The organism is Terribacillus aidingensis (genome assembly GCF_040703035.1).
Lineage (GTDB): Bacteria > Bacillota > Bacilli > Bacillales > Amphibacillaceae > Terribacillus.
The window spans coordinates 2,844,811-2,863,075 of the sequence record NZ_CP159996.1 but is presented as its reverse complement, the minus strand read 5'-3'; the positions used below and the strand labels follow the sequence as shown (position 1 = coordinate 2,863,075).

The window sequence follows — 18,265 nt, the reverse complement described above, 5'->3', positions numbered from 1 at the left end:
CCCTGCCATCTGGCAGGGCTTATTTTAATACAGGCGGGGAGAAAAGATGATTTTGCGCAGCACATCATCCCAGACGATTTTCCCTCCATAGATGAGGAAGACAAAGCCAAACACTACATCCAAGTAAGATTGAAATTTAACGACAATCTTACGGATTTGTTTCATGCCGACAAGCAGCAATGTCCCAACGTACCACGCACTGTTGCCAAGCAGGAAGCAGATGATAAGCAGAAATGGGTTTTGCAGCTGGTCGGTACTAGCGAATTGGGGGAAGATACTCAGGAAGAACAAGCTGACTTTTGGATTCAGGAAGTTGCTTAGGAACCCCATCCGGAAAGCCTGCACTTTTGTGATGGTAAATGCTGCGCTATCATGCGTGCTTTTTTTGCTGCGTAAAAGATGAATGATTTTCTGGATTCCAAGATAAATCAAATAACATGCCCCAAGCAGCCGGATGCTAGTGAACAGGATTACAGATTCCTGCAGAATCATCGATAGTCCGAGTAAGGCAAAACTAATGTGAATGAGCAGGCTGCAGCGGTTGCCGAGCAATGTGATGAACCCGAATCCTTTGCCATGCGACAAGGTGTTTCGTGTCATAAGCAAAAAATCAGGGCCTGGCGTAGCAGCTAAAGCGAATCCAAGAAGAATGATCTCAGGCAATTGAATGGCCTCCTTTTTTTAGATTCTACCATTAACGGTAGATGGGAGAAATGCTCATAAAAAATCTTTATAGCAGCAGGAACCGTCGTCGAAACAAGAAGGAGGAGTTTAAGATGCCACCAAAACATATTGTTTCCGCCGCAGCAATTGTTCGGAATGACCAAGGACATATTTTACTGATTAAAGGACCAAAACGAGGCTGGGAGATGCCGGGAGGTCAAGTGGAAGAAGGAGAATCACTTGAACAGGCAGCAATTCGGGAAGTGAAGGAAGAAAGCGGAATCGATATAGAAGTGAACAGGTTTTGCGGAGTCTATCAAAATACAGAAAAAAGTATCTGCAATACCCTTTTCCTAGGTAAACCGATTGGCGGTGTTTGTACGCCTTCGGAAGAAAGTCTGGAAGCTGGTTATTTTCCGCTTGAAGAAGTAAAGGAAATGGTAACCTGGGGAAACTTTCTGGAACGGATCGAGAGCTGCCTCGATGAGAATCAGCACCCATTTTATGTAGCATTTTAATACATAGGAAGTACCTTGCTTAGAGAAAATAAGCAAGGTACTTTTCGTTTTCATCCTGCAATCCAAGGGAAATAGACAAACAAAACAGGGAAGGGTGACATGATATGTCCATGCCGAAGGAAGAAGGATTAGATCATAGTCTAGCTTTTTTAAAAGAAGGCTATGAATTCATCCTGCATAGGAGAAAAAGCTTTCAGTCAAATGTGTTTGAGACTACATTGCTCGGAAAAAAGGCTATTTGTCTTGGTGGAAAAGAAGGTGCAGCGCTCTTTTATGACCCAGATAAGTTCATTCGTGCTGGAGCTGCTCCGAATCGGCTTGTTAAAACACTATTTGGCGAAGGCGGTGTTCAGACGCTGGATGGGGAACAGCATCGTAATCGCAAGGGGATGTTCATGTCCATCATGTCTAAGGCTCAGCTGCAGCAGCTCGATAAATTGTTGGAATCGGAATGGGAGAAGGCTAGCGAGCAGTGGGAAAAAATCGATCAGATAACGTTATATAAAGAATCACAGAAAATCCTGATGAAGGCCGCATGTGATTGGGCAGGGGTGCCGCTGGATGATGAGGAAAAAAGGACAGAGCAAATGCGACACCTATTCGAATCGCCAGCAGCCGTAGGACCCGCCCACTGGAAAGGACGAACCTCCCGTTCTGATGCGGAGAACTGGATTGCCGGACTTGTCGAGCAGGTAAGGAATGGGAATCTGCATGCGACTAAGGAAGGTGCACTCCGCGTTTTTTCCGAGCATCGGGATAGTGATGGAAAGCTGCTTCCTAAAAAGATAGTTGCTGTAGAAGTGCTGAACATACTGCGGCCGATAGTCGCCATCAGTATTTATATTGCATTTGCTGCACTTGCCCTGCATCAGTTTCCAGGAGAAAGAGAACGGCTGAAAAAGGGGGATGGCAGTATCCGCAGGTTCGTACAAGAAACCCGCCGCTTCTATCCATTCTTCCCCGCAACCATGGCAAAAGTGAAACAGGATTTCGAATGGGAGGGCTATCAATTCAAGGAAGGTACCATGACCTTGCTGGATTTGTATGGTAACAATCATGATCCGCATTTATGGGAACAGCCGGATCTATTCAATCCAGACCGATTCCTCGATTGGAAGGAAAGCCCATTTGACTTTATCCCGCAGGGCGGCGGGGACTTTGACATGGGACATCGCTGTGCTGGAGAATGGGTCACGATACAGGTGATGGAAGTTAGCATTGACTTTCTTACAAATCGCCTGCAATATAATGTACCAAAGCAGGATTATAGCTATAGTCATTCTGCCATGCCGAGTATGCCGAAGAGTCAAATGATACTAGCTGATATTCGGAAGTTAAACAACTGATTTGGTTAATATGCGATAATGAAGGGGAGGGGGAGGTTATATGGAAATCCTGCTTTTCCTTATCGCAGTTACATTACATAATATAGAGGAAGCTATCTTTTTGCCTGCTTGGTCTAAGACAAGCAAGTATCAAAAGACAGTGGAGCCAAAGGTATTCCATTTTGCGGTAACTGTCATAACATTACTTGCATGTTCCATTGGTACATTGTATCTGCTCTGGCCATCTAATGTATATTTTCAGTACCTTCAAATCGGTTTGATTGGCGCTATGCTTCTAAATGTTATCGTGCCCCATGCTGTTGCAATGATTGCAGAGAGGAAATACGCCCCAGGCATTGTCACAGGTCTTATCTTGATTTTTCCGTTTGGAGGTTTAGCAATGTATCATATCCTTCAGGTTACGGAGATTGCCATTTTGGAAGTTGTCTTTTCTGCTATGGGTACCGGTATTTTACTATTAGGTATAATACTTATATTATTTGTTATCGGAAAACGTTTCTTCCACGAAGAGCTCCGTTCAAAATAATCAGCGGAGTTTTTTTATGTCTGTCAGTTTTAATCTGGGAGAAGAGGAAAGTATTCAAGCCTAAGTAAACAAAATAGCTGAAAGAATATGAAATAGAATATAGTACAATTTTATGTTTAGGTTTAAAATGAGTTCATCTTATTTATAACTAAGAAACCGAGCACAAAAAGGAGATAGTAGTATGGAAACAGATTGGTACAAACTAGATAGTGCTGGTAAGCTTTATGCTTCTACTGTTTCTTCCAGGGTATCCACTGTCTTTCGTCTTTCTGTAAGTATGTACAAATCTGTCAATGCTGCATTTCTTCAAGAAGCTTTAGAGGAAACATTAGAAGAGATATCTTCCTTCAAGGTTATCGTAAAAAGAGGCGTATTTTGGTACTACTTCGAAAAAACAGCCACTATCCCTACTGTATCTGAAGAGCATTTTTATCCTTGTTCCAATTTATTTTTCAGAGGTCGTAACACATTTCCTTACAGAGTGCTTTACTATAATAAAAAAATTTCTCTAGAGCTGTCCCATATGCTGACCGACGGTACTGGAGGAATAGAATTTTTAAAGCTGTTGGTAAGAAACTATTTGAAAAAAGAAGGCGTTGACCTGCCTTGTATACGGGAAAGGCTTAATGGATTTAATTTTGATAACGCCTTTTTTCAGCATTACGAAAAGCTGGTTCCAAACTGGCAGGACACACTGGATAGAGCTTATAAGCTGCCATTAAGATTGGACAAAAGAGGCGTGTATCACGTTACGACTGGTAAGCTGGAGATTCAGGAATTGAAGAAGATAGCAAAGCAATACCAAACAAGTATCACAACTTATTTGCTAGCGTTATATGCTGAAATATTGATTGATATTCAATCGCAAAATTCGAAAACAAGAAGGCCTATTACAATAAATGTCCCCGTTAATTTACGTAATTTCTTTAAAACGAATACATTGAAGAATTTCTTTGTAAGTGTTCCGGTAACGGTAGATCCTCGTCTTGGTACATATAGTTTCGAGGATATCATTGAAACGATTAGTATAGAGCTAAAACGATATCTAAATGATAAACAGTTAAAAACATTAATTGCGCGCGGAGTGAGGGGAGAACGTAATTTTTTGCTACGGGCGCTGCCTTTGTTTGTAAAAGATTGGATCTCTCCAATGGTGCACGCCAGGTTTGGCGAAAACTTATACACAAGCTCGATCTCCAATCTAGGAGTAATATCACTTGATACAGAATTAGAAAAACATGTGGAGCGCTTTGAATTTTATCCTCCGCCAAGTATCGGCAACAAGATAAAAGCTGGAGTAATAAGCTACAAGGATGATATGTATATTACTTTTGGTAATTTGTCAAATGACCGACTGGTAGAAAGAATGTTTTTTAGGAAATTAGTTAAAGAAGGCGTACAAATAAAAATCGAAACCAACAGGAGTGCATATTAATGGCTTACTGTCCTAAATGCGGGGTGAGTGTTGAAAAGGATCAAATTCCTTGTCCGCTATGCTTTACATACATACCGAAAATAGTAAGCGATGAAGAATTGCTGGATACGAACGGGTTTCCAACATATTATAGTTTATATGAAAACCTGGTGAATTTTTTCATACGTGTTGTGTATCGTGTTCTATGTGTTCTGATGATCCTGGGATTCCTTATTCCTACACTTATAGATGTCATATTGAATAAAGAGTTGACATGGTCTTTATACAGCAACTTATCTATTGTTATATGCTGGAGTTTTCTATATGTTGCCTTTGGTTATGTGAAAGGAACTAGAGATAAAATTATCGTCTTACTCATAACAATATGCGCTGGTTTAGTAGGTTTTGACGTAATCAATGGATATACAGGATGGTCAGTCGAAACAGCATTCCCACTCCTGGGTATTTCTCTGTTACTGCTGGTAATAAATATAGCTATTTTTAAAAGGAATAGAAGCTGGTTTCGCCAAAGCGGCTATATCATTTTCTCTATTCTTATACTCCTCATTGGAATTGAGTTTATAGTAGGCAGGTATGCAGATACAGAAAACATAGTTTTTCATTCTGTGGATGAGCTTCTTCCGTCTACTTTATTAGGTTCTATTTTGCTCCTGATTTCATATAGAATGCCTAAAAAGTGGGTAGAGAAGTTGAAGCGGAAGTTTCATATTTGATTTAGACGTTTAGTTAATAAGGGCGCTCGTAAATTATCTCGATAATTTACGAGCGTTTTTTGTTTGTTTTTATTGGAGCAATATGATTAGTTACTGCAATGGAAGGACACCCTCCGGGCTTTCTCACTTCCTTCTCCGTTCCTAACCGGCTTTTTCCGCCTTTCAATGTTGTCTAGCTGCGGTGACCAGAAACTGTGCTGTAAGCAATGAATCCCTACTTGGGGGAAAAGCGCCCCACTCCGGGCTCCCTTGCTTACCTCTCCGTTTCTAACCGGTTTCTTACGCTTTTCGTAAGACCAAAGTCTTACTCAAGTTATGGCTGGGGGTCGTTATGGGGGAGCGGGGATAGCGGTAGACTAGGAGTATGAAAGGAAGGAGAGAGGCTTGATGAAGAAGGTGTTATTGATCATCGGTGCGGTTATTGCTGCGGCAGTGCTCTTGACTAATCTGGGCTCGCTGCTTGTGCTGGCTATCAGTGTAGCAATTGGCTATTACGGGTTGAGGAGGTTCATCCTGACAGATAGTGTCGGTGCCAAGATTGGCTGGGGTGTAGTGATTGGAATTGGTGTATGTATTTCACTTTCCAATTTGCCGGCGTTGATCGGATTGGTTGCTCTTGCAGCTTTGTATTACATGTACCGGGCTTGGAAGAAGGAAAAGGAAGCTGAGAAGTTCGATTATACTCTGTAAGTGAAAGGAAGAGCATAGTGGACGATTACTTGGAGCAGCGAATACGTGTGCTGGAATTGGAAGTGGAAGAGCTGAAGGAGCAGGCCAAGCCGAATCGGCAGGATAATAGGTGGATTTGGGCATTTATCCCGATTTTGGCACTGCTCATCCCAGTATTGGCTCTTGTTGATGACATATTTTAAACAAAAAAGGAGAGGTACACATGGAAAACATTTTAACTCGTATCAAACAGGCGGTAGCAGCAGATTTTCACGAAATCTTGGATAAGAAGGAAGAAAAGAATCCAACGGTTCAACTCAGTCAATATATTCGTCAATGCGAGCAGCAAGCGAAAAAGATTCGTGAATTGATCGAAAAGCAATACCAGCTCAAGCATGATTTCACGAAGGAATATCATGCAGCGCAGGCAATGGCGGATAAACGTGAGAGACAGGCGAAGCTTGCTGCCGAGCAAGGGGAAGCAGAACTTGCTGAACAAGCGCAAAACGAACGTGAGCAATATCAGGAACGCGCAGACAAGATTAAAGCAATGATGGATAAAGCGAGTTCTGATCTGCAAGAGCTTGAGAAGAAGTACGTGCAGATGAAGCATAAACTAAAAGACCTTTATGTAAAGAAAATGGAGTTCGCGGAGCGTGAGAATGTCGCAAAAGCACATCGAAGCATGAATGAAATATTGAAACATAAACCTGAATTCGAATTTGCTACAAACAAATTCAATGATTTGGAAGGCTATATTGACCGTTTGGAACGGAAAGTGGACGCAGATTATAGGAAAATGACATTGGATGCCAAGCTTGCAGAGCTTGAGAAGAAATCTAGTTAAAATAGGCACATCATGGTAATCTAGGAAGGACACAGGCGGCTGTGTGCTTCCTTATTTACACTTGCCGCATGAAAGGGAGTGCCTCGGAATTGAAGCCTAACGATATGATCCGCTGGCTGCTGATCACAGCAGCTGTCGTTTTTGTGGCTGAATTATTGATATCAGGCACAGGTGTCCTGATAGGGATCGGAATCGGGATATTCTTCATTTATCTTGGAAAACGGAGGCTTTCCAATGGTAAAAGACCAGTCATGTTTTGGATAGGGATAGTCATTGTTGCCTTCAGTTTATTGCAATCATTTGCTTTTTATCTTGTTCTGACAGCAGGCATTATCTATTACTTTTCGAAAATCCATGACAGTGCGGCAAATAAACCGCAAACCTATCAGCCTTCCTTTGACCAGGCTGCGTCAGAGGAGCAAGTATTCGAACAGAAATCTCTATTCCAAAACAGCTGGTTTGGTGCGCAGTCGGCAGGCAGTGGCGTTTATGAGTGGCAGGATACGAATATCCAATCGTTCATAGGTGATACAATCATTGATTTGAATTATACTGTGCTGCCAAAAGAAGAAGCCGTCCTGATGGTGCGAAAAGTGCTCGGTAATGTACGAATCATTGTGCCATATGATATAGAAGTCGATGTCCATCATTCAGTTGTGTATGGCTCAGTCACAATTTTCGACCACAGGGAACAGAACTGCTGGAGCAAAGTGATCCATTTGCGTACGAAAGGCTATCAGCAATCCTCTCAGCGCATCAAAATCGTTACGAGTGTAGTAGCCGGTAAGCTGGAGGTGGTGCGCGTATGAGTAATATCGTGAAACGCCATGTTGGCTTCGGTATGCTGTACAGTGTGCTATTGCTGGTAGGATTAACTGTTCTGTATATTATCGATTTTCCTTTGGATGATTGGAAAGATATCTGGACGATGCATGAAAGCACCCTGCCATTTTTAGTTGCAGCACCGCTCTTTGTCCTTTTTTCTGGAGCAATTCTTGGATTGTTCTCCGGGCTGTATTGGCGCAAGCGCTGGCATCAGGCGGCGAGGGAAATGGAAAGCATCCGGGAAGGCCAGCAGCCGTTGAAGAAACGCAGCTTCAGCTTAACCGAGCTGCAGCAGACATGGGCTGAACTCGAACGTCTTCAGACTTATATGAATGAACAGGCTAAGCTTGCCCAAAAGCTGACAAATGAGCGTGTGATCGATCGTGAGGAAGAGGTCCAGCGTATTGTATCAGAGGAGCGGAATCGCCTGGCAAGGGAGTTGCATGATTCAGTCAGTCAAGAGCTGTTTGCAGCATCTATGCTGATTTCTGCTTTGACGGAATCCGAGGGAGAAGAGACAGCTCTGTTTAAAGCATTGAAGCAGCTGGAGGCAATGGTGCAGCAATCACAGCTGGAGATGCGGGCACTGCTTCTGCATCTAAGACCGGCTGCACTGAAAGGGAAAACGCTGCAGGAAGGAATGGAGCTGCTCCTGGAAGATTTGCGGGCAAAGGTACCCCTATCGATCGACTGGGAACTGGACACATTTCCTGTAGAGATAGGTATCGAGGATCAGCTGTTCCGAATCGTGCAGGAGTCGGTATCCAACACGCTGCGTCATGCGAAAGCGGAAAGCTTGTCAATCAAACTGCTGCAGCGCGACAGCTTTATTATCCTGCTTGTTGCAGATGATGGTATCGGTTTTGAAATAGGTACCGAACAGCCGGGTGCATACGGTTTACAAAATATGAAGGAGCGGGCAGCGGAAATCGGCGCTCATCTGCGTGTGGTAAGTGTGCCGAAGCAAGGCACACGCTTGGAGGTACGCGTTCCGATGCTTGACAGAGAGGAAGAAGAAGCATGATCAAGGTGCTTTTTGTAGACGATCATGAAATGGTCCGAATCGGAGTTTCAGCCTATTTATCCACCCAAGCTGATATCGAGGTGATAGGTGAAGCAGATAATGGAGAGGAAGCGGTGGGGCTTGCACTTGATTTGCGTCCGGATATCATCTTAATGGATCTTGTAATGGACCGTATGGATGGAATTGAGGCGACCAGACAAATCATAGCTGCTTGGCCAGAAGCCAAAGTAATCGTCGTCACAAGCTTCCTGGATGATGATAAAGTATATCCAGCCCTGGAAGCAGGAGCTGCCAGCTATTTGCTGAAAACATCCAAAGCTTCTGAAATAGCGAAGGCAATCAGATCTACATATAATGGCACGTCAGTCTTCGAGCCTGAAGTGACGAATAAAGTGATGGCACGCATGCGAAAGCCCCAAGCTCCCGTTTTACACGATACATTGACAGCGAGAGAGCAGGAGGTGCTGCTTTTGATAGCGAAGGGCAGATCGAATCAAGAGATTGCCTCTGAGCTGTTCATTGCTTTAAAGACAGTCAAAGTGCATGTCAGTAATATTCTAAGTAAGCTCGAAGTGCAGGACCGGACACAAGCTGCAATTTATGTCCATGAGAATGGGCTTCTTCCGTAAAAAAACAGGGCATCCCTTTAAGGGGATGCCCTGTTTTATTTACAAGCCGAATGTATCATTCGGGATATACAGTTTAAAGCTAAGATTATCATTCGGTAAATCGAATTGCTCTACTTCCACATGGAAATTGTTCTCTAATTCCATTTGGGTAACAGCAACATAAATGGATTCTTCATCCGGGTTGATAGTTACCCACTCCGGCATTTTATAATATCTATCTATATATTTGAGAACTTTATCATTCGGCAGGGAAAGACTGCCGAGGGAGATATCACGCTGTACAAGCAATAGATCTCCGTTATCCTGTACCTGCGGCTCGAGTGTCATCTGCAGCGGAATCCGCACGCCGAATGCCGTAATACCTCCGCTTAGCTCTACAGCATCATCACCTAGAACGACAGCATAATTATCGGAATTATCATTAAGCTCTTTATCAATATATGCGTTTATCAGTTCATTAACATTTGCTTTCGTTGAGCTGATTGTGAACTCCGAGGAGTCAGAGCTGTCAAATTGTGCTTCCTTCGGAGGCTCCGGTGCCGGACTGAATGCCGGAAGGAAAATGAGCAGCAATAGAAGCAGCAGGACGATACCATTCGCAATAGCTAATATTTTAAAGTATTTTTTCCAGTCACGCTGCTTCGGTGGCTGAGATTCGTTCTTCCTGTTTTCCACGATACATCACCTGCCTATTCATCGTCTTCCTGTATTACGGGCTTGATGCTTTCCAATACCCTTTCTGCAACTTTTCCATACCCGACTTCATTCGGGTGGAAGTAGTCTTCAGATAATAAATCAGCTGTTTTATTTTCGAATAAATCAGCGGTTTCGATATAATGCTGGTCTTTCTCTTCTGCGACCTGCTTGCCTATGGCATTGTACTCATTAATGATTGTTCCGAGCTGGTCTTGTAGTTCTGGGAAGTTCTCCTCGAATGGGTTATAAAAGCCGATCAAATATACCTCTGCATCTGGATTCAACGTATCAATTTTATTGAAAACATCATTCATTCGTTCCTCATAGGCTGGCATGGCAGCACTATAGTCCTCATAATCCAAGTCGGTGAAGTGATCCTTTGTCACTTTCATAATGTCATTGGCACCGATTGTAATCAGGACAACATCAGCATTCTCGATGGAAGCTGAAATGATAGGATCATCCAGTCTTTTCAGCAGCTGATCTGTTCGATTTCCGCGTTTACCGAAGTTATCAATCTTCACACGATCATCTGTCTGTTCAAAGGTTTGCTGAAGAATACCGACATAGCCGCCTTTCTCGGTCTCATCACCGACTCCTTGAGTCAAACTATCACCAACAGCCGTAATATGCAAATCTTCCTTGATGAAGAGGCCTAGTGTATCCTTAAGCAATCGCTGGAAAGCATCTTTTATATCAGAAGAACTATCCGCTTCTTCTTCCGATGCAGCAGCGTCTTCATCAGGATTTCCGGAGGAATCAGTTTCAGGTGGAACAACCTCTGCAGGGGAATTGGTGACTGTTGTTTTTTGTTCGGATGCAGCAAGGACAATCATTGCGCCGATGACGATAACAAGCAGAAATGATGCGATAACCAAGTAGATTTTTCTTTTTTGCAAGCATCATCACCCTCGTTTGGTAGAAATATAGTTACGTATTCCCGCTAGTAAATTCCTTAGACAGCGGGATACGATAAAATACAATCGTGAATTGAGTGTAAAATTATATTTTACTAGATTTAAAGGGAGTTGAATAGTGGGAACAGCTGGCATGTAATGTTTCACGAGATGAACAGCTGGGAACAAAATTTGTAAAGTTATGAAGGAGGGACATGGTATGAAAGAATACAGTGTTGTCCCGAATAAGGATGTGTCTGGCTGGTGCGTGAAGATAAAAAAGGTGGCACCGACGGAATAACATAGTTCGCGTGATGATGCTGTTCTGGAAGCGGAAGGACTTGCCAAGGATAATGCGCCTAGCAAAGTTGTCATCTATGATGCTCACCAGGAGATTGAGGAGGAACGGCAGTTTTAAAAAAATACCGGCAGGAATTGCCGATATGTTATAACCGATTGGGCAGTTCCTGAATAAGCTGAACAGCAGGAGGTGCAGGTATGGATTTTTCCTTGCTGCTGTTAGCTTTTTCTGGAATTGCACTGCTTAGTATCGGAGTGCTGCGACATTTCACAAAGAACCCGTTCGTCTTATTCATCCCGGCTGCTGTAACGGCTTTGCTGCTGCTTGTTACCAGTGTATTCTCCTTCTTGTTTCAGGAGGAGATCATCAAAGGGACATTATACATCTTTGCTACTATCTTATGTGGATTATTTGTGTTATTGCTTTTCTTGCCACCTTTTCGTAAATAAAGGTGGCTTATTTTGCAGCTTGGGCTTGTTTTAGCTGCTTCGTCGTCAGGCGCTTCAGCCGGATACCCGAAATGGTGTAGAGGACTAGAGCTCCCCAAATACATGAAAAAGCGATCAGGTGTGCATGTGTGAATGCTTCGCCGAATAAAGTGACACCTAAGAGAAGCATGAGTGTCGGGCCAATATATTGGAGCAAACCGATTTGTGTCAAAGTAAGCCTGCGGGCTCCATGGGCAAACAGCAGAAGCGGTGCGGCTGTGGCAGCCCCAGACAAAAATAGGATGATAGCTGTACCTGCAGCTATCGGTTCGCTATGTGCTGCGGGTACAAATAGCAGATACAAAATGGCCAGCGGTGTGACGAACATTGTTTCGATTGTCAGTCCGAACATCGGCGGAATGGTAACGACTTTTTTCAACAGGCCATAAACAGCGAAACTGATTGCGAGCAGGAATGATACCCAAGGAAACACACCGTAACTGATAGTCAGATAGAGTACCCCAAGAGCGGCAAGGATGAAGCTGACAATTTGCAAGCGAGTACTTTTTTCCTTCAAGACAATCATCGCGAGCAAAATGCTGATCAGTGGATTTATATAATAACCTAAGCTGGACTGCAGGACATGTCCGGAATTTACCGCCCAGATAAATACGAGCCAATTGAGGCTTACGGTCAAGGAAGCAGCGAACAGACCCCAGAACGCACGCTTATCTGAAACTAAATCCTTTACTTGTTTCAGGAAGGGATGGATTTTCCCTAGCAAAAGAACTACAAGGATCATCGTCACAAAGGACCAGACGATTCTGTGAGCCAGCAGATGACCTGCGTCTATTTCCCCTAATAAGTTCCAAAAAAGCGGCAGTACGCCCCACATCACGTATGCAATTGCTGCATACACGACGCCGGACTTGGATGATTGCGATTGCATATTATTATGGCCTCTCTTTCTTTCTCTGTATGATTCAAGTGTAAGGTTGAGTTTGACGCTTTTCAATACTTTTGTTTCTTTTGGGGTTACAAGAAGTTGTCAATGCTTGCTGTGATACTATATATTAGTATGGGTAATTGGAAATATGCTACATATGAAGGGAGACGCTCATGTGCATATATTTGCGTATTTATTAGGATTATTAACTATCATAAATATTCTCCTGGCATTAGCGATTGTTTTCCTGGAAAGGCGCGATGCCAGTGTCACATGGGCATGGCTGCTAGTACTCGTCTTTATTCCGGTAGCGGGCTTCGTTATTTATTTGCTTTTCGGCCGCAAGCTCTCGGGTAAGATATTCACCTGGGATACGAAATCCAGACTTGGCGTGAAGAAGCAAGTACAGGCCCAATTACGCGCTATCGAGGAAGATACATTCGTCTATAAACAGGAGGCGGTTAAGGAATACAAAGACCTGGCCTACATGCATTTGCGGAATGATGATGCAATTTTGACGCAGGGGAATGATGTAGAGCTGTTCACGGATGGCCAGAAGAAGTTTCATGCGCTGCTGCATGATCTTTCGCAGGCAAAGGACCATATTCACCTTTTGTATTATATTGTGCGAAGCGACAAGCTTGGCGAACGGTTGGCAGATGTATTGATTATGAAGGCACAAGAAGGCGTCAAAGTGCGCTTTTTGTATGATGATATGGGCTCGCGAAGTATCAAGAAGAACTATGTTCGCAGACTCGTAAAAGCTGGTGTTGAAATCGAAGCTTTCTTCCCGTCCTTCATTCCGAAAATCAATCTGAAGCTAAATCACCGAAATCACCGTAAATTGGCTATCATCGATGGGAAGGTAGGCTATATTGGCGGCTTTAATATCGGGGATGAGTATTTAGGTTATGATAAAAAATTCGGTTACTGGCGTGATACGCATCTGCGGATCACTGGAGAGGCCGTAAGAGCAATGCAGACACGCTTCATTTTGGATTGGAACCAAGCTTCCCGGCATGATATCGAATATGAAGACCGCTATTATTTATCTGAACCAGTTGGTAATGTCGGGGTGCAGATCGTTTCAAGTGGACCGGATTCTGAATGGGAGCAGATCAAGCATGGCTATATCAAGATGATTCTCTCTGCCAAGAAGTATGTATATATCCAGACGCCATACTTCATTCCGGATGAGAGTCTGGCAGATGCACTGAAGGTTGCTGTGCTGTCAGGGGTAGACGTCCGGATCATGATTCCGAACAAGCCGGATCATCCATTTGTTTATTGGGCAACTTACTCGAATGCGGGTGACTTGATCAAGGCTGGTGCCCAAGTTTATATTTATCAAAATGGCTTCCTGCATGCAAAGACGATTGTTGTAGATGATAAGATATCTTCAGTCGGAACGGCTAATATCGATGTCCGAAGCTTCCGTCTGAATTTCGAAGTAAATGCATTTTTATATGATCAAAATACGGCAGGGGTATTGAAAGAAAAATTTGAAGAGGATATCCTATTATCAACACAGCTTTCACATAAACTATATAAGCAGAGGTCAAACTGGATTCGTTTCAAGGAATCCCTTTCGCGTTTGATCTCCCCGATCTTGTAGCCTAAAGTCTGGCGGAAAGAAGGAACCCATAGTGAAATCGAAACCATGTATCGCATCTTTGACAGTTAAAACGTCCCATGTACTTCCTCCTGATACGAACAACCACGGTACGCTGTTCGGAGGGACGCTCATGGCTCATATCGATGACGTAGCAGCAATCGCTGCATACCGCCATGCTAGACAGCTTGTTGTGACAGCTTCAACCGACAGTGTGGATTTCCTTGCACCGGTGAAAGTAGGAGATACAATCTGTGTAGAAGCATTTGTTACGTGGACAAACAATACCTCCATGGAGGTTTTTGTCAAAGCAGTGACAGAGGATTTGCGCACAGGAGACAGAAAGGTATCGGCAACAGCGTTTTTAACGATGGTTGCATTGGATGACAACAAACAGCCGGTTGTAGTACCAGAAGTATTTCCGGAAAGCCCGGAAGAGAAGTGGCTGCATGATGGTGCGCCGCAGCGTGCTGCCTATCGTAAGGAACGGTTAAAACGATCCAAGGAAATGGCAGTGGCATTCGGAACAGACTATCCATGGTACCGTAACGATGGCCGTAATTTCGAAGAATAATAAGTAAGACGAGCCTGCTTTCATGCTAGGCTCGTCTTTTTTATGTCAATATATTCTTTTCTGCATATTCCCGCAGGTCGGCAGCTGTTTTTGTCAGTGTTTCAATTTCAGTCATAAACTCAGTAACCAGCTTGGCTTCTTCCTGGGAAGAGCTTGCAATTTCTTGGAAATCATTTTGCATCCGGTTGATAGAATCCTTTATTGCACGAAGTGTTTCTTCGATACTGATAGTTGCATTCTTTGATTCAATACTGAGCTTGCGGACTTCTGTAGCCACAACTCCGAATCCGGCGCCAGCACTGCCGACGCGTGCTGCTTCAATGGCTGCGTTGAGGCCGAGAAGATTCGTCTGCTCACTGATACCTTTGATCGTTCCTGCAATATCAGTTATTTTAGCAGAATGTGCCACTGTATTGCGTGTATTCTCAGAGATTTGCTCAGTCGTTGCAGATAGCTCCTCAGAATGCGCTGCAATATGCTGTATCTTTCCTAGTAAAGCATCGGTTGCGCTTTCCATACTGCTGATAATGTCCTTGAACAGATCTTGTTTGGCTGTCGTCACTGCACAATTCAAGCCGCCAATCATCTTCCCATCATCGTCTTTTATCGGGATGGAAATGCTATCAAATGGTACGCCGAATTGTTCTTTCGGTACTTTTACGATAGTAACGCCGTCTGGATTGACTTGCTTGAATTGCTTGTAATCTTCAGGTAATGGATCTCCAGCTTTATGGTGGAAGTTTAGATCTGCACTTGGAGAATAATACAGATACTGCTCTGCATCAAAAATGGTGATCATTGCTTCTTCTCTAAGGATTGCTTTTATATATGGCACTGCTGTTATGATTGCTTCAATTTTATTTTCCAATGTCATCCCCCTAGTAGCTATACATGTACATTCGTATCTATCGGAGGAATCCAGGAATAGTTTAGCGTTTTTAACCAAAAAAAGAGGAGCTTTTTTTACAGCTCCTCTTCCTCATATGGTTGTATCCAATCATGAAACAACTCGTTCAGCAGCCGATAGTGGTGCTCCAATTCCCGCTGATCTCCGTCATGTGTCGTTAAATATTCAATTCGTCCGTATAGACTGCGGATTTCCTGCTTCTGATCCTCAGAAAGTGCGTGAACATCCAAGACAAGGGATGAGTTCAGATCATCAGGTTCCAGTTTCTTCAGATCCTTACCGTATTCCTTGTGAGGATTTGCCATTAGCTCCTGCGCTCTGTCACTGAGGAAATAAGCCATGAAAAGATCTGCATCTTGTTCGTATTCCTCATAAAAATGAATACCGATTAACTGGTCCAGATGGCGGACATTGGTTTTATTTCGCACAAACTGTATCTGCTTCCGGTTGAATACACTTACCAAGATCGAAGCTGCGTCCAATACAGGATACCGGTACCATGGTTTGCGGGATCTGATGAGGTGGCGCTGATCTACGCGGTGGGCCTTGCCATCCTCTAGATACTGTACCAATGCATGATCTAATTGTTCATCATCTGCGTTCAGCAGAAGCATTTGTTCATCCTCTTGCACGAGCTGTTTGTAATCAATATACGTAAAAAAGGGATTTTTCAATTGAGCTGATTTAGAAATACAAGGCAGAAAATGCTGCTTACCGATGTTCCACTGGCGCATCTTGCTATTATTGAAGCAGAAATACTGATTTGATCCAGTTTTTATACCCTGTTTAGCAGCAGCAAAATGGTTAAGCGGCTGGACGTTCTTGAAACGTTTCTGGTCTTCCTGATAGAAATGTAATCTCCATTTATCAGCCGGGGCAAGATCCTGTTGGCGGCGAATGATACCCAAGGGCTTTTTCCGATCAGACAGCATATATGCTGCTGCCTGCTGAAGCTCCTCATTGGATTGCGTTCGAATAAACTCAATTGTGTCACTTCTGTTTGACTTATCGAATAGCAGCAGAGAGCTGGTAGTCGCTGCCCCTTTGAACCAGCCCATTTGGATGTCAGTATTTATGATCATTTCCAAGCCGCTATCATTCAGAAGGTATTCTTTTATTTTCGTTCCATAACGTGCATTCAAAAAGTCTGAAGGTACAATAAATGCAGCACGTCCGTGTTCTTCTAGCTGATGCAGTGCTTTCAAAATAAATAGACCGTACAAATTAGTATATGTAGAAAGCGAGACGCCCATATTCTGCCGGAATAAGTTTAAGTATATTTCCTTCTCATCTTCGTTTCGAAAAGGAATATAGGGAGGATTGCATATAATACCGTCATATGTTTTGTCCCATCCATCTACAAGGAAATCATGCTCATATAGCTGAATGGACGAATGGGATGAGAAAAAGTGCCTGTTAGCTTCCAGAATCTCTAAGTCTTCATCGTAAGCGTCTATATCATATGTAGTGGGTATATCTTTAACCAGCTTCCCCATACCGACAGCAGGATCAAGCAGCCTCCTGCCCTCCAGATTATGCAGCACCCACTGTTTCATCATGTGTGCAATATAATCGGGGGTGAAATACTGACCATAATGCCGGCGATGGAGCGCAGAACTCTTATTTAAATATGATTCTTCCAATCCATACTCTTCCAACAGGGAACACCTCCTTAAGAAAATAGGTAAAAACAACTAGATTCATTGTATTACAAATCCAACATAGTTTTCCAGTAAAAGGAGAGAGGATTGACGAAAAACCTTATAAAATGCAGAATTCCTCAAAAGTTAACTCCATCTCTTTGCTTATATGCAGGCTGGTTGATAGTCATGGAGGAAAAGGAGTATAATAAAACTAGTGAAAAAAATGACAGCATGTGTGCAAAAGGGGTAACGGACATGAAAAAAGCTTTGACAATTGCAGGCTCAGATTCCTCTGGCGGAGCAGGTATCCAAGCGGATCTGAAGACAATGCAGGAATTTGGCGTATACGGAATGTCTGCTGTGACGACAATCGTTGCAATGGATCCTTATAATAACTGGCATCATAATGTATTCCCGGTTGATGTGAATACTGTAAAGGAACAGCTGAATACGATCGTAGTAGGTGCTGGTGTTGATGCAGTGAAAACAGGAATGCTAGGTTCTCCGGAAATCATCGAATTGGCTGCAAATATGATCAAAGAAAACAACATACCCAATGTAGTAATTGACCCGGTTATGGTATGTAAAGGTGCGGATGAAGAACTGCAGCCGGAAAACACAGTTAGTCTCCGTGAGAAACTGGTCCCGCTTGCGACTGTGATCACACCTAACTTGTTCGAGGCTGCTAAACTGGCGCAAATGCCACTGATTCATTCTGTGGAAGAAATGAAAGAAGCAGCACAGAAAATCCATGCACTCGGTGCGAAATACGTCCTTGTAAAAGGCGGCAGCAAGCTTGAGACAGATAAAGCAATTGATGTGCTTTATGACGGAGAAAGCTTTGGAATTCTTGAGAGTGAGAATGTCGATACGACTTATACTCACGGTGCTGGCTGCACAAGTTCTGCAGCTATCTGTGCGCTGCTAGCGAACGGCAGCAGTGTGAAAGAAGCGATTTATGAAGCGAAGACATTCATTACAGAAGCGATTCGCGGAGGCTTCAAGCTTAATCAATATGTAGGCCCTGTCAATCATGGTGCCAGAAAGTCCATGCCACAGCAATAAGC

21 protein-coding genes and 1 pseudogene are annotated in these 18,265 nt (G+C 43.4%); 16 read left to right on the top strand and 6 right to left on the bottom strand.

The annotated features are described in order from the left end of the window. Positions 1–24 precede the first annotated feature (24 nt). Entirely contained in the window at positions 25–663 is a 639-nt protein-coding gene (locus tag ABXS78_RS14925; RefSeq protein ID WP_366247860.1) for a LysE family translocator, read from the bottom strand. Between the two features lie 113 nt (positions 664–776). Between ABXS78_RS14925 and ABXS78_RS14920 the strand changes: the two genes are divergently transcribed. The 11 genes from ABXS78_RS14920 to ABXS78_RS14870 all read left to right on the top strand — a co-directional run bounded on the left by ABXS78_RS14920 (position 777) and on the right by ABXS78_RS14870 (position 9,195). After that, entirely contained in the window at positions 777–1,181 is a 405-nt protein-coding gene (locus ABXS78_RS14920; RefSeq protein WP_366247859.1) for an NUDIX hydrolase, read from the top strand. Between the two features lie 104 nt (positions 1,182–1,285). Then, positions 1,286–2,527: a cytochrome P450 gene (locus ABXS78_RS14915; protein ID WP_366247858.1), complete on the top strand. Its 1,242-nt coding sequence runs from the start codon at positions 1,286–1,288 to the stop codon at positions 2,525–2,527. Positions 2,528–2,567: 40 nt separating this feature from the next. Further along, on the top strand, positions 2,568–3,053 hold the full coding sequence (locus ABXS78_RS14910) for an HXXEE domain-containing protein (protein WP_366247857.1): 486 nt from the start codon (positions 2,568–2,570) through the stop codon (positions 3,051–3,053). Between the two features lie 181 nt (positions 3,054–3,234). Continuing rightward, positions 3,235–4,488 carry an alcohol acetyltransferase gene (locus ABXS78_RS14905; RefSeq protein ID WP_366247856.1) on the top strand — a complete coding sequence of 418 codons (1,254 nt, stop codon included), beginning with the start codon at positions 3,235–3,237 and terminating at the stop codon, positions 4,486–4,488. Then, positions 4,488–5,201, top strand: a complete 714-nt coding sequence (locus ABXS78_RS14900; RefSeq protein WP_366247855.1) for a DUF6320 domain-containing protein — start codon at positions 4,488–4,490, stop codon at positions 5,199–5,201. The genes ABXS78_RS14905 and ABXS78_RS14900 overlap by 1 nt, the downstream gene beginning before the upstream one ends. Positions 5,202–5,588: 387 nt before the next feature. Next, positions 5,589–5,891 carry a flagellar basal body rod protein gene (locus ABXS78_RS14895; protein ID WP_366247854.1) on the top strand — a complete coding sequence of 101 codons (303 nt, stop codon included), beginning with the start codon at positions 5,589–5,591 and terminating at the stop codon, positions 5,889–5,891. 17 nt (positions 5,892–5,908) lie between these two features. Beyond that, the gene (locus tag ABXS78_RS14890) at positions 5,909–6,073 is read left to right on the top strand and encodes a hypothetical protein (protein ID WP_366247853.1); all 165 of its coding nucleotides are present in this window, start codon (positions 5,909–5,911) and stop codon (positions 6,071–6,073) included. A gap of 20 nt (positions 6,074–6,093) precedes the next feature. After that, the gene (locus tag ABXS78_RS14885; protein WP_366247852.1) at positions 6,094–6,717 is read left to right on the top strand and encodes a PspA/IM30 family protein; all 624 of its coding nucleotides are present in this window, start codon (positions 6,094–6,096) and stop codon (positions 6,715–6,717) included. Between the two features lie 89 nt (positions 6,718–6,806). Next, positions 6,807–7,526 carry a cell wall-active antibiotics response protein LiaF gene (liaF, locus tag ABXS78_RS14880; RefSeq protein WP_366247851.1) on the top strand — a complete coding sequence of 240 codons (720 nt, stop codon included), beginning with the start codon at positions 6,807–6,809 and terminating at the stop codon, positions 7,524–7,526. Continuing rightward, positions 7,523–8,566 carry a sensor histidine kinase gene (locus ABXS78_RS14875; RefSeq protein ID WP_095221054.1) on the top strand — a complete coding sequence of 348 codons (1,044 nt, stop codon included), beginning with the start codon at positions 7,523–7,525 and terminating at the stop codon, positions 8,564–8,566. Before liaF ends, ABXS78_RS14875 begins: the two co-directional genes overlap by 4 nt. After that, entirely contained in the window at positions 8,563–9,195 is a 633-nt protein-coding gene (locus tag ABXS78_RS14870) for a response regulator transcription factor (protein ID WP_366247850.1), read from the top strand. The genes ABXS78_RS14875 and ABXS78_RS14870 overlap by 4 nt, the downstream gene beginning before the upstream one ends. Positions 9,196–9,234: 39 nt before the next feature. Here the strand turns inward: ABXS78_RS14870 and ABXS78_RS14865 are convergent, their stop codons facing one another. Together ABXS78_RS14865 and ABXS78_RS14860 are read right to left on the bottom strand one after the other, a co-directional pair. Next, positions 9,235–9,870, bottom strand: a complete 636-nt coding sequence (locus tag ABXS78_RS14865) for a YpmS family protein (RefSeq protein WP_176465614.1) — start codon at positions 9,868–9,870, stop codon at positions 9,235–9,237. A gap of 14 nt (positions 9,871–9,884) precedes the next feature. After that, a complete protein-coding gene (locus tag ABXS78_RS14860; RefSeq protein WP_366247849.1) occupies positions 9,885–10,790 on the bottom strand; it encodes a GDSL-type esterase/lipase family protein in 906 nt (301 codons plus the stop codon). Between the two features lie 217 nt (positions 10,791–11,007). Between ABXS78_RS14860 and ABXS78_RS14855 the strand changes: the two are divergent. Next, positions 11,008–11,205, top strand: a pseudogene (locus ABXS78_RS14855) (DUF2188 domain-containing protein). An 80-nt stretch (positions 11,206–11,285) separates the two neighbouring features. Next, positions 11,286–11,537, top strand: a complete 252-nt coding sequence (locus ABXS78_RS14850) for a hypothetical protein (RefSeq protein WP_095221044.1) — start codon at positions 11,286–11,288, stop codon at positions 11,535–11,537. Between the two features lie 7 nt (positions 11,538–11,544). Here ABXS78_RS14850 and rarD read toward each other — a convergent pair whose 3' ends face one another. Beyond that, on the bottom strand, positions 11,545–12,465 hold the full coding sequence (rarD, locus tag ABXS78_RS14845; RefSeq protein ID WP_366247848.1) for an EamA family transporter RarD: 921 nt from the start codon (positions 12,463–12,465) through the stop codon (positions 11,545–11,547). Between the two features lie 172 nt (positions 12,466–12,637). Between rarD and cls the strand changes: the two genes are divergently transcribed. Both cls and ABXS78_RS14835 read left to right on the top strand, forming a co-directional pair. Beyond that, positions 12,638–14,077, top strand: a complete 1,440-nt coding sequence (gene cls, locus ABXS78_RS14840) for a cardiolipin synthase (RefSeq protein WP_366247847.1) — start codon at positions 12,638–12,640, stop codon at positions 14,075–14,077. Positions 14,078–14,108: 31 nt separating this feature from the next. Continuing rightward, complete coding sequence (locus tag ABXS78_RS14835; protein ID WP_366247846.1) at positions 14,109–14,648, top strand: acyl-CoA thioesterase; 540 nt, start codon at positions 14,109–14,111, stop codon at positions 14,646–14,648. Positions 14,649–14,688: 40 nt separating this feature from the next. On the opposite strand, the gene ABXS78_RS14830 is transcribed toward ABXS78_RS14835, so the two are convergent. Together ABXS78_RS14830 and ABXS78_RS14825 are read right to left on the bottom strand one after the other, a co-directional pair. Beyond that, positions 14,689–15,522 (bottom strand): methyl-accepting chemotaxis protein, encoded by an 834-nt coding sequence (locus ABXS78_RS14830; RefSeq protein ID WP_366247845.1) that lies wholly within the window; start codon positions 15,520–15,522, stop codon positions 14,689–14,691. An 89-nt stretch (positions 15,523–15,611) separates the two neighbouring features. Then, positions 15,612–17,213, bottom strand: coding sequence for an N-6 DNA methylase (locus ABXS78_RS14825; RefSeq protein WP_366247844.1), 1,602 nt, complete (start codon positions 17,211–17,213; stop codon positions 15,612–15,614). Positions 17,214–17,453: 240 nt separating this feature from the next. On the opposite strand from ABXS78_RS14825, the gene pdxK reads away from it, so the two are divergent. Next, positions 17,454–18,263 (top strand): pyridoxine/pyridoxal/pyridoxamine kinase, encoded by an 810-nt coding sequence (gene pdxK, locus ABXS78_RS14820; protein ID WP_366247843.1) that lies wholly within the window; start codon positions 17,454–17,456, stop codon positions 18,261–18,263. The last annotated feature ends 2 nt before the right edge of the window (positions 18,264–18,265 follow it).